At 38.8% G+C, this 11,008-nt stretch carries 9 protein-coding genes; 5 read left to right on the forward strand and 4 right to left on the reverse strand.

Features of this window, described 5'->3' with window-relative positions; translation table 11 throughout:
* Positions 1 to 2 precede the first annotated feature (2 nt).
* From BGC7_RS08740 to BGC7_RS08760, 5 genes are read left to right on the forward strand one after another with little or no spacing between them, the layout of a single operon-like run.
* Positions 3 to 1,187: an efflux RND transporter periplasmic adaptor subunit gene (locus tag BGC7_RS08740; RefSeq protein ID WP_050701205.1), complete on the forward strand. Its 1,185-nt coding sequence runs from the start codon at positions 3 to 5 to the stop codon at positions 1,185 to 1,187.
* Positions 1,188 to 1,203: 16 nt separating this feature from the next.
* Positions 1,204 to 1,956 carry an ABC transporter ATP-binding protein gene (locus BGC7_RS08745; RefSeq protein ID WP_050701206.1) on the forward strand — a complete coding sequence of 251 codons (753 nt, stop codon included), beginning with the start codon at positions 1,204 to 1,206 and terminating at the stop codon, positions 1,954 to 1,956.
* Positions 1,956 to 3,176, forward strand: coding sequence for an ABC transporter permease (locus BGC7_RS08750; protein WP_050701207.1), 1,221 nt, complete (start codon positions 1,956 to 1,958; stop codon positions 3,174 to 3,176). Before BGC7_RS08745 ends, BGC7_RS08750 begins: the two co-directional genes overlap by 1 nt.
* A gap of 1 nt (position 3,177) precedes the next feature.
* Positions 3,178 to 4,248 carry a sensor histidine kinase gene (locus BGC7_RS08755; RefSeq protein ID WP_050701208.1) on the forward strand — a complete coding sequence of 357 codons (1,071 nt, stop codon included), beginning with the start codon at positions 3,178 to 3,180 and terminating at the stop codon, positions 4,246 to 4,248.
* Positions 4,245 to 4,943 carry a LytR/AlgR family response regulator transcription factor gene (locus BGC7_RS08760; protein ID WP_050701209.1) on the forward strand — a complete coding sequence of 233 codons (699 nt, stop codon included), beginning with the start codon at positions 4,245 to 4,247 and terminating at the stop codon, positions 4,941 to 4,943. The genes BGC7_RS08755 and BGC7_RS08760 overlap by 4 nt, the downstream gene beginning before the upstream one ends.
* A gap of 67 nt (positions 4,944 to 5,010) precedes the next feature.
* On the opposite strand, the gene BGC7_RS08765 is transcribed toward BGC7_RS08760, so the two are convergent.
* The 4 genes from BGC7_RS08765 to BGC7_RS08780 form a co-directional block, all read right to left on the reverse strand.
* On the reverse strand, positions 5,011 to 6,579 hold the full coding sequence (locus BGC7_RS08765) for a GH39 family glycosyl hydrolase (protein WP_157258688.1): 1,569 nt from the start codon (positions 6,577 to 6,579) through the stop codon (positions 5,011 to 5,013).
* 25 nt (positions 6,580 to 6,604) lie between these two features.
* Positions 6,605 to 7,513, reverse strand: coding sequence for an ROK family protein (locus BGC7_RS08770; RefSeq protein ID WP_050701211.1), 909 nt, complete (start codon positions 7,511 to 7,513; stop codon positions 6,605 to 6,607).
* A complete protein-coding gene (locus BGC7_RS08775; RefSeq protein WP_050701212.1) occupies positions 7,500 to 9,362 on the reverse strand; it encodes a class I mannose-6-phosphate isomerase in 1,863 nt (620 codons plus the stop codon). The genes BGC7_RS08770 and BGC7_RS08775 overlap by 14 nt, the downstream gene beginning before the upstream one ends.
* Positions 9,363 to 9,480: 118 nt before the next feature.
* Positions 9,481 to 10,923: a hypothetical protein gene (locus BGC7_RS08780; RefSeq protein WP_050701213.1), complete on the reverse strand. Its 1,443-nt coding sequence runs from the start codon at positions 10,921 to 10,923 to the stop codon at positions 9,481 to 9,483.
* Between the last annotated feature and the right edge of the window lie 85 nt (positions 10,924 to 11,008).

Raw genomic sequence — 11,008 nt, forward strand, 5'->3', positions numbered from 1 at the left:
AAATGAAGAAAAAGAAATATCTTATTCCTCTCCTTCTCCTTCTTTTGGTAGGAGCAGTTTTTGTCTTTTTCCCAAAAGGAAATAAGCAGAAACTGACTCTTGCTACAGAGAGAGTGAAAAAAGGGAATCTGACTACAACTGTTACTGCAACAGGAACAGTAGAGCCAATCACATTGGTCGAGGTGGGAACACAGGTGTCGGGCGTTATATCGAAGATATACGTAGATTTCAATTCTGTAGTTAAGGCGGGGCAGGTTCTTGCCGAATTGGATAAGAGGATGCTATCTTCTGAACTTGAAACAGCACAAGCCACACTAAAAGCGAAAGAAGTTGAGTATCAGCAGCAACAGCGGAATTATAACCGAAACAAAGAACTTTGGGAGAAGCAGGCTATAAGTAAAGCCGATTGGGAAGATGTGCAGACTGCTTATGAAACCGCTAAACTGGCTGTTACCTCTTCCAAAGCCGCTGTGTTTAAGTCTCAGACCAATCTGGGATATGCTACTATTTATTCAACAATAGATGGAGTGGTGGTTTCTCGTGCAGTAGAAGAGGGGCAGACTGTAGCTGCCTCATTCAGTACACCTACATTATTTACTATTGCTAACGATCTTACTAAAATGCGAGTTATTGCTAATGTAGATGAGGCAGATATAGGTCAGGTTAAAGAAGGGCAAAAGGTTGTTTTCACGGTAGATGCTTATCCCAATGATGAATTTGAAGGTAAAGTAGTTCAGGTAAGGCTAGAGGCAACCACGACATCCAATGTTGTTACTTATGAGGTGGTTATTGATGCTCCTAATCCTGATTTGAAACTGAAGCCGGGATTGACTGCAAATGTGAATATATATACACTTGAAGAAAATAATGTGCTGTTGATATCTGCCAAAGCAATGCGGTTTTCGCCGGACAAAGATGTGATAGGGCAAATTGAAGGCATTGGTATAGAGCAAAACTCAGATATATCGACAGGTAAAAAATCTGTATGGATAAAAAGCGGGAATAGTATAAAACAGAAAAATATAAGTGTAGGCACAAGCGATGGTATCAATATTCAGGTTCTGGACGGGCTCAATGAAGGAGATGAAGTTGTAACCGGTGTTACACAAAAAGCAGATCCAACTGCGGCTTCGGAGAGTGGAGGCGAATCCAGTCCGTTTATGCCGAAACCTCCCGGAAAGAAATAAGAGAGGAGATAACGAAATGGATCAGAAAAAAGAAATAATCAGGCTCGAAGACATCAAACGGGATTACATTGTCGGAGAAGAGACAGTGCATGCTTTGCGGGGAGTAAGTTTTACTATCTACCAAGGAGAGTTTGTCACTATTATGGGAACAAGCGGATCGGGAAAATCGACTCTGCTCAATGTCTTAGGTTGTCTCGATACTCCTACTGCGGGAGAATATTATCTCGATGGGGTTTCTGTGAAGAAAATGGGAAAGAATGATAGAGCTACTTTGCGTAACCGAAAAATAGGATTTATTTTTCAATCGTATAATCTTTTGCCAAAGACTACTGCTGTAGAAAACGTGGAACTTCCTCTTATGTACAACCCTGCCATATCGAGTAAAGAAAGATATGAACGGGCTACAAAGGCCTTGAAAGATGTAGGGCTGGGCGATCGCCTGAGTCATAAATCGAACCAGATGTCGGGAGGGCAGCAGCAACGTGTAGCCATAGCACGTGCTTTGGTCAATGAGCCTGTTATTATCCTTGCCGACGAGGCTACCGGCAACCTAGATACCCGCACCTCTTTCGAGATTCTTACACTTATGCAAAAGATGCATCAGGACGAACGACGGACTATTATTTTTGTTACTCACAATCCTGAACTAGCCCATTTTTGTAGTCGTAATATTGTAATTCAGGATGGTCGTATCAAGTCCGACACTTACAATAAAGAAATAAGATCGGCAAGAGAGGTTTTAGAGTCTCTGCCTAAAGAAGAAGAGTAATGAATGTAATTAATTTATTTAAAATAGCATTAAGAGCACTCAATGGAAATAAATTCAGAGGGTTTCTTACTATGTTAGGTATCATTATCGGTGTTGCAGCCGTTATTACCATGCTGGCAATAGGGCAGGGATCGAAAAAAAGTATTCAGGATCAGATATCTACTATGGGTTCTAATATGATAAATATTCGCCCCGGCACAGGCCAGTTTGGAGGAGTCAGGCAAAGTGCCGGCAGTATGCAGACTCTCAAACTGGAAGACTATGAGGCAATAGCTTCGCAGGCAGAATATATTTCTGCTGCTACGCCCGAGGTATCGTCTTCCGGGCAGGTTATCTTTGGTGCTAATAACTCTCCTACATCTGTATATGGAGTAAATCCCTCTTATCTGGAAATAAGAAAATATAATATCAGCCAAGGCAGCATGTTTACCGAGATGGATGTGAAAACCTCAGCTAAAGTTTGTGTGATAGGGCAAACCGTAGTGGAAAACCTTTTCACGAACGGAGAAGATCCTGTTGGGCAAACAATACGGTTCAATAAGATACCGATGCGGGTTGTCGGGGTGCTTGAGTCTAAAGGAGATAATACAATGGGCATGGATCAGGACGATCTTGTTTTGGCACCTTATACTACAATACAGAAGCGTGTATTGGCTATTACATATATTCAGTCTATTGCAGCCTCTGCTGTTAGTGAGGATGCAACAGAAGATGCTATAGCTGGTATAGAAGAAATATTGAGGCAACGTCATAAGATAGGGGTGGGGGATGAAGATGATTTTAATGTCCGTTCGCAGAAAGAGCTGATTTCAATGATGAGTTCAACTACCGACATGATGACAATACTTCTGGCTTGTATTGCCGGCATTTCGCTTCTGGTAGGAGGTATTGGTATTATGAATATTATGTACGTGTCGGTAACCGAGCGAACAAGAGAAATAGGGTTGCGTATGTCGATAGGTGCCAAAGGAATAGATATTCTGATGCAATTTCTTATCGAGGCTATTTTGCTGAGTGTTACAGGTGGTATAATAGGGGTTGTTATAGGCATAAGCAGCGCTTATCTTGTAAAAAGTATTTTGATGTGGCCTATTGATATTCAAATTTATACTATAATTTTGTCATTTGTGGTTTGTTCTGCAACAGGTATCTTCTTTGGATGGTATCCTGCGAAAAAAGCATCTGACCTTGATCCTATAGACGCATTAAGATACGAATAATATGATATTCAATATAAGAAAGGGGATAATTCCTATCATACATGTTCTGTTTTGTATAATCATACTGATTGTGCCTTTGGTCATTATGTCCCGTAACGGTACTGTAGAGTATTGGCACTATATGGGATACTTTATACGATCAGGTCTTTTGATCGCTCTTTTCTATATCAATTATTTTATTCTTATTGACAAATTGTTATTCAAGAAACAATTTGTTATGTACATTATTATTAATCTCGGACTGATTCTTGGAACAGTCTTTTTACAAAACTTATTATTCGAGATAATAATGGGACCTCCTCCAAGAAAGGACTTTGGCCAACATATGCCAAAACTCCCTCCTCAAGAAATGCGGATATTAGGTGATTATGTGATTATTGTATTTGCTATAGGGATGAGTGTTGCTCTGAAAGCAACAATGAGATGGTATAAAGATTCCATCAATTTGGAAACCGTGAAAGCTGCACAGTTGGAGGCCGATCTGAAAAATTTAAGAAGTCAGTTAAACCCTCATTTTCTGTTCAATACACTAAATAATATTTATTCACTTATTGCTATCGACACAGAAAAGGCCCAAGAGTCGGTTCATCGGTTGAGTAATCTGTTACGTTATATATTATATGAGAACAACGAGAAGTTTGTTCCTATAGATCGAGAGTTGGAATTTACGCAAAACTATATAGACCTGATGCGTTTACGCCTTAGGCCCGATATAAAGATAGATGTCTTGATAAAGAACGATAATTGTCATTATGAGATTGCTTCTCTTATGTTTATCACTCTTATCGAAAATGCTTTTAAGCATGGAATAAATAATGGAGCTGAGAGCTTTATCAATATAAAAATTTTTGTAGATAATAAAAAAGGAGTACTTTGTACGATAGAAAATAGTCTGAATGATTCGAAAAGTACAATTGATTCTAAAAATTCAGGAATAGGCCTTGTCAATCTTCGTAAAAGGCTGGAATTGCTTTATCCACACAGACATCAGTTTGTTGTTGAGGAAAAAGATGATCGCTTTTCTGTTTTGTTGTGTATTGATTTTGCAAATGAAAAGAATATTGAAGAATGAAGTTGAAGTGTATAATTGTTGACGATGAACCATTGGCTGCTGATTTGCTTAAATCATATGCTCTTCAGACCCCCTTTTTCGAATTGATAGGTACATATAATGATGCGATAGATGCCCTTCCAACTATCAACGAACAGGGTATAGATGTTATTTTTCTGGATATAAATATGCCGAAAATAAATGGATTGGAATTCTCTAAGACATTGCCTGCAACTATAAAGGTTATTTTTACTACAGCATACGATCAATATGCTATTGAAGGTTTTAGAGTAAATGCTCTGGATTATCTATTGAAGCCGATAAGTTATAGTGACTTCTTACAAGCGGCAACACGGGCTTCGGATTGGTTCAGACGGGAAGATTCTTCATCAGGCGACAGCATATTTATTAAATCCGGCTATCGTGTCGAAAAACTTGAATATGATGATATTTTATATATCGAAAATCAAAAAGATTATGTGAAGTTTTTTCTGGAAGGAGATAAGGAGCCCGTCAGTTCTTTGATGAATATACAGCAATTAGCAGAAAGGCTTCCTGAACAGACATTCATGCGGGTACATCGTTCATTTATAGTCAACCTCAATAAGGTCAAAACTATAGAACGAAATACTGTTGTATTTGGAAAAGTCTATATTCCGGTTTCGGATACATACAGAGACAACTTTAACAAATTTGTAGAGAAGAAATTTCTCTGATGTATTTTGTCATGCCATAAGCCTATTTCTATTTAGTATAGACTTATGGCTGGCAAAGGGATTATTTCTAATCCTGACACTTCTTATATTCTTGAGTTAGTATTGTATTCCGATCTGTTATCAGAACAGGGCTGTCATATACAGGAACTTCGAATGTTTCTGAATTTCCTACCCTCTTCCATGATGAGGAAGATATTTTATATACTCGTCCCGATAAGAGGTCTATCCATACAGGATCGGTGAATCCACTATTCTCTATCGATACCGTGGCCTTTTGTGTTTTGTAAGAGTCGGCGGGAATTTGTGTTCCATCCCACATTACTATCACTTTCTTTCCGTTCTCTTTATTTTTATATACATAAGAAGTGATTTCGTTAGCCGCTTTCACCTTACATTTGGCATCTTTAACCCGAACTAGAGGTTGATCGAAAGCCGAAATAACGTTTTGAACGGCATAATATGACTGTTTTATCTTTTCTACTTGCTTTACAGAGTCGGCTCGAAGTAGCCCGAACCTATTGTAAAACTTATATTGTTCCGGAGTTCCGGCCTTGTATAAATATGTCATATCCATAATACAGAACACTGACGCATCGGGAATGTCATTTCCCATATCACCCATCATCCTGCGTAAAAACCATTTTGCCTGTGTTAGCTCTGTCCAGTTATAATTTCTCAGAGCATGATGCTTTACAGGATATTCGGAAGGACATCCGCTTTCACCTTGTCTCAGTTTCAGATTAGGCGAATAGGATGCAACCAATTCCCGTGCTTTTTTTAAGTTATCTTCAACACCAAGCTTAGTGTACATATCGTCAGGATTGTAAGGATAACCATGAAAGCTGATCCATTCCAGCAAATCTAAACTATTGTTTTCCTTAAACACTTGCAGATACTTTTCGATGTATTCTAATTTTTCGAGACGAACAATCGCCAAACCTGCTATTTTTGCTTCCGGATCTATTCTTTTTATTATTTTTGCTGTTCGCAAATTAAACATGGCAAGTCCTTCGGGCGAGTTGGCATCAGCTTTTGCTCTATGCTCGGGTTCATCGTCCGTAATTTCGTGCTTTACGGATCGCAAGTCTGGTTCATTCCATATTTCCCACTCATGTATTTTGCCTTTATAGCGGGTTACCATTGTTTCGACCCATTTGTCCCATGCCTTTAGAGCTTCTTCGGAAACAGGGAGTCCTGCTCCCAAATCATAGCCTCCTCCTCCAGGGTAAATAGGGTTACCATAAGACAATTCCATCCAAAGCTCCATGTTGCGTGAAGCCATGTCGTCTACAATCTTGTCTATCCAGTCGAAATTGTAAATACCTTTTTGCTTTTCAGTTTTTGCCCATCCTGCTTGAAATCTTGCTTTACGAAAACCAAGAGGAGAAAGATATTCTTTGTATTCGTCATAGATCGTGTAATCTCTGTCTACGGTCTCACACCCGATTGTCCAGTATTTACTCGTGGTCTCGGAGGTCGATTTTGGCTTAATCGTAGCGATCCTGTCAAAGGGGATATCAATGGCAGTATATACTCTGTTGGGCGATGCCGATATTTTTAAAGATTGTCCTCTAACTGAAATATTATTCATAGCGAAAAATAGTAATACAACTAAAAGTGATGTTATGTTTTTCATTATCAATCGTTTTTAGAATTGGTGTTTATTCTTTAGTCAGAATTGCATTTAGTACTCCGAGCAGTGCCGAGTGGTCTATACTACTGACTGTTGAAATCTTCTCTAAGCTACGGATATTTTCTAATCTGTTTCTTAAGATATGTTCCATAAATTTGAAAGAGCGAGATATTTGCCCTCCAAAAAGGAGACATTCTATTTGCTTTTCTGTTAATATTTCTTCCAGATTTTCTGCTATAATTCTACTTACCTCTTCGAAAGTTTCAATAGCCTGTTTATTTCCTCCCTGAGCAAGATTGGCTATTTCTACTATCTCTATATCTGCTTCGAGTCCGCTAATAGCATTGTATAGCTCTGAGATGCCTCTCTTAGAAACATAATCTTCGAGTATACCGTTTCGATAAGGCTTCTTATACATCGAAATAAGAGGGCCGCCTATTTCGTTACATTGTATAATGTTGTTTATAGAAAACGAAAACCCCAGACCTGTGCCAAGAGTAAGTACTGCTATATTTTTATAACCCGCTGCATTTCCTTTCCATTGCTCTCCTGCTACTAAGGAATTGACATCGTGTCTGAAAATAATATTTGTACTCGAAGGAATATCTGTGGCTTGATATATAAAGCTTCTCAGATCCACTCCTTTCAGACATTTATATTTATGCTCCATGAGCGATACACCCTTGTTGTAATCGAAAGGCCCCGGAATACATATTCCGATGTCGCTCGTCACTAAACCTGCATCTTTTATGAAAGAAAGACCTTTGTCTATTGTTTTTTTTAGAGCGTTGAGAGCTTCTTCTTTCGTTCCGTCAGAATGAGATTCGGTAGTAAAAGACGACCCCTCAAGTACGAGGCCGTCTTTATTCATTACCGCAGACTTGAAGAAAGTACCTCCTGCATCGAGTATCAAAAATACATTCTTATGGTCTGTCATCTACGAAATTATCTTTTAACATTGTTTTATGAATACGCACAGGCTGATCGCCCAGATTTTTGATTACGTATCGTCCGATACTAGATGGTACTAATACCAGATCAAGATATTTGGCTGTAAAACTCCTTTCGGGGTGATCGAGCGATTCTACTCTGATTGATCTGCCATCGACAAGAGCTAATACATGAAACTTGCCTTGTGTGTCATCTTCTATCGAATTTTCAAATTCAAGACGTCTGGTGCAGAAATACATCATATTATTTTCTCCGATCTTATATTCAGCCCATCCTTCTCCGTTTCTTAGCAGTTGAGGCTCATTTATCAGGTTTTGCTTTACCCAGTTGGTTTTCCTGTCTTTTGCCAACACCTTATCTCCATGATAGGTATGAATTGGGCGAGGATTCCCGTCCAAATCTTTACGGAGATAGTCATAAAGCTTGTATGTATAAGATCCGACAGTCAAACTTCCTATTTCGAGAACAAGCTGGTTGCGTCCCGAAGAGTGTATTGTTCCCGCAGGAATCATTACTTGCAGCCCCGGCATAGAATTTACATGATCTACATATTTCTGATAATCGACAGGTGTATTTTCTTTTTCCGATTTCTTTATTTGTGATACAAATTCTTCAGGATCTGAATCTTCTTTAAATCCAAGATATGTTTTTGCATCGTGCCCTGTAGAAACTACATAGTAGCTTTCGTCCTGACGTCCAAGTTCATTGTAATTTTTGACATTGTATTCATGCCCTGAATGTACCTGGATAGACATGTTGCCGTTGCTATGGAAAGAGTCATCATAATTGAAGCGGATAGGGAAATATCCACCGAATTTTTCTACACACTCTTTTCCCATTATAGCAGTTCCTTTTGTTTGGACAAAAGTATAGAAAGGAAATTCTATATTTTTCTCACCCGCAGCTACTACAATACTTACCTCCATTGGGATAAGATCGAAAACCCATGCACAGTTTTTCATACTATCGGGAAGATTGCGTAGCTTCTGGATATAATATCCGCCCCATACTCCTTCCAGATATACAGGCTTGCACCTCATAGGATATTGAGACAGGGAATCCATCGTCTCGAAAAGAGCTTTTGATGGTACTAAAGTCAACTTGTCGGGCTCGCTACTTGCTATGTAAAAGTCTATTGCTTTTGTATCCAAGAGCTCTTTTCTCAGAGCTTGTGTTATTTCGAAATCTACATAATAGCAACGTCTCAATATCGCTTTTATAGGTTTGGCTTCTACGTCTCCTATATTTTTGAACTCTCCCTTACGGGCCCTCAGCATTACATTTTTTGGTGTAACATCGAAGTAGCAGATGAGGTCGTACAATGGGCGTAATGTTTTAATTGTACTACCACAACCATATACAATGATTATTTCACTCTTGTTTTCATTCTTAACTGTATTTAGAGTTTTTTCAAAGATTTCTAATTTGGAACTATCTATCAAACCTTCGAAGCCTCCTTCATATAATTTCCCAAAAAGGCTTACTGGATCTTTTTCTAAATCGGTTGGTAAGTTCTCTGCAAATTGTTTGTCCAATTCTTTTGCCGATTTCAGTATGCCTGCAATATCGTATGAGGTAACTCGGACATTCTGAGTGCTTAAATTCTGAGATATAAGATTGATTACCCGGTCGAATTGTGCTCCTACATAACCATCTAAAGCAATAATTAGATTTCCTTTCGGGTTCGCCACTTGCTTCTCCTGAATTGCTTTGCTCAGACTTTTAGCTGTTTCTGTTGTTCCGCAGACAATGGAGTCTATTGTTTCTGTACTTAATTTAGGGCTGTTAATAGCTGTCGTATCATCAAAAGGATACGGATTGAACATAAAACTCATCTTTTTCTTATTTTTAGTTTAACTAATTTGTAATAATTATTGTCGTATTTCGTAGGGGGGTAACCCTTGTTGTAAATTCAGTCTTGAATAGTCTTTACATATATAATACGATGATAAATTAATCTATTTGATAATATTCGAAGCCCATTATTTCTGCGAATACGGATAGTTCTTCACGGTAATCTCCGTCTACTAAAGCAAAATGTTGTGTAGTTCCTATTTTCAATATTCTTTCGAATAGTTCTTTTACGGGGACTACGGGTTTGAAAATGCTATGTGAGTATGTTGCCAACAGGTGTTCTCCTTCGAGAGAATCGACCAAAGTAGATACAATCTTATATTTTCCGTTTGTTTCTATCAGTTGTGCCATCGTTTTTCGTCCTGCTGATATTCTGTACCATGCAAAAGGTGCTCCTGCATATTTGTATTTGGTTTTGGCAAAACGTACATCACGGGAGATAACAACATTTTTCTGAAAATCGGGATCGGTATGGTCGTTAGGGCCAGCATGACCTGCGGCAAACGTTCCTTGTTCAGCTTCTATATGGAATGGCTCTATAAAGTTGACTCTTTTCCCACTCATCAACTTTAATATATAAGTGATGAGTCCTGCACCTATATCAGCTTCGGGTACTAAAACGGATTTTAAACGTTCATATATTGCCGGATAAAAACTTGGACGATGTCCCATCAGTTCGAACATAGCAACATCTATATCGTTAAAAACCATAACGTCTATCCCAAGCCTTTCGGTAAGTTTTGCCAGAGCGATAGAGCCACGTACAGCGGCATAGAATTTTTCTTCCTCTACATCAGCCATTACAGGATGGCTCTTTTCCAACTCTTTTTTGTACGATTGTATTTCTTCGTCCGTTACGTTGTTTGTTTCTTCTACTAATGCTGTGTATGTAATAAATCGGAGCTCGGGGCCTATGCGGACAAACAGATTATACGGATCCATATAGGTAGACCACATGGCTTCGTTATAGTTGGCCAATAAGCCAACTGTGGAATTTCGTAAAATACTTCTAACTCTGGCTGCTTTTGCATACAGAAGTATCTTTTCATGAATCTCTTCCTTGGTTCCCATCACCGTGGTTAATCTCTCACGACCGATTCGGGGAATTGACCCCGATCCTTCTAATGATCCGACTAAAGTTCCGGCACAGAGATAATCAATGAAGTCATCTTCATCCAACGTGTCGTGAAAAGATACTTTGTCTACCGCCACATTGACAAAAAGGATAGGAGTATCGGGCATGTCTCTCAAAAAGCGAATCCATGCAAAATCTTCAGACCATGAAAGAAAATTAGCAATTATAAAATCCACTTTTTCGGTGAAAAACAGATGCATTGCCTTCTCCATATCCTTGTTGTCATATATAATTTCTTTATTAACAAGGTCTAACGAGCCTTCCAGAGATGCGACTATTGCTTCTACGTCTTTCAGCTTTCTTTCGTGATATGTACCGCGTGAAAGTCCGGCTCCTAAATCTTTAAATCTGGGAGAAGCAATGAGAAGTAGTCCGGCTTTAGCTCTTTCAAATTTTTTACTGTTCATTTTATTTTAAATTTATGTTTTACAACCCTCCCCAACCAAGGGATCTGTCTAAGAATAGACAGATCCCTTCAGCGGGGTGAACTTT

It is taken from the genome of Dysgonomonas sp. BGC7 (assembly GCF_001261735.1).
GTDB lineage: Bacteria > Bacteroidota > Bacteroidia > Bacteroidales > Dysgonomonadaceae > Dysgonomonas.

Excerpts from the sequence above, each read along its gene's own strand:
- BGC7_RS08740 (WP_050701205.1), top strand. The coding sequence starts at position 3 with ATGAAGAAAAAGAAATATCTTATTCCTCTCCTTCTCCTTCTTTTGGTA.
- BGC7_RS08745 (WP_050701206.1), top strand. The coding sequence starts at position 1,204 with ATGGATCAGAAAAAAGAAATAATCAGGCTCGAAGACATCAAACGGGAT.
- BGC7_RS08750 (WP_050701207.1), top strand. The coding sequence starts at position 1,956 with ATGAATGTAATTAATTTATTTAAAATAGCATTAAGAGCACTCAATGGA.
- BGC7_RS08755 (WP_050701208.1), top strand. The coding sequence starts at position 3,178 with ATGATATTCAATATAAGAAAGGGGATAATTCCTATCATACATGTTCTG.
- BGC7_RS08760 (WP_050701209.1), top strand. The coding sequence starts at position 4,245 with ATGAAGTTGAAGTGTATAATTGTTGACGATGAACCATTGGCTGCTGAT.
- BGC7_RS08765 (WP_157258688.1), bottom strand. The coding sequence starts at position 6,579 with ATGAAAAACATAACATCACTTTTAGTTGTATTACTATTTTTCGCTATG.
- BGC7_RS08770 (WP_050701211.1), bottom strand. The coding sequence starts at position 7,513 with ATGACAGACCATAAGAATGTATTTTTGATACTCGATGCAGGAGGTACT.
- BGC7_RS08775 (WP_050701212.1), bottom strand. The coding sequence starts at position 9,362 with ATGAGTTTTATGTTCAATCCGTATCCTTTTGATGATACGACAGCTATT.
- BGC7_RS08780 (WP_050701213.1), bottom strand. The coding sequence starts at position 10,923 with ATGAACAGTAAAAAATTTGAAAGAGCTAAAGCCGGACTACTTCTCATT.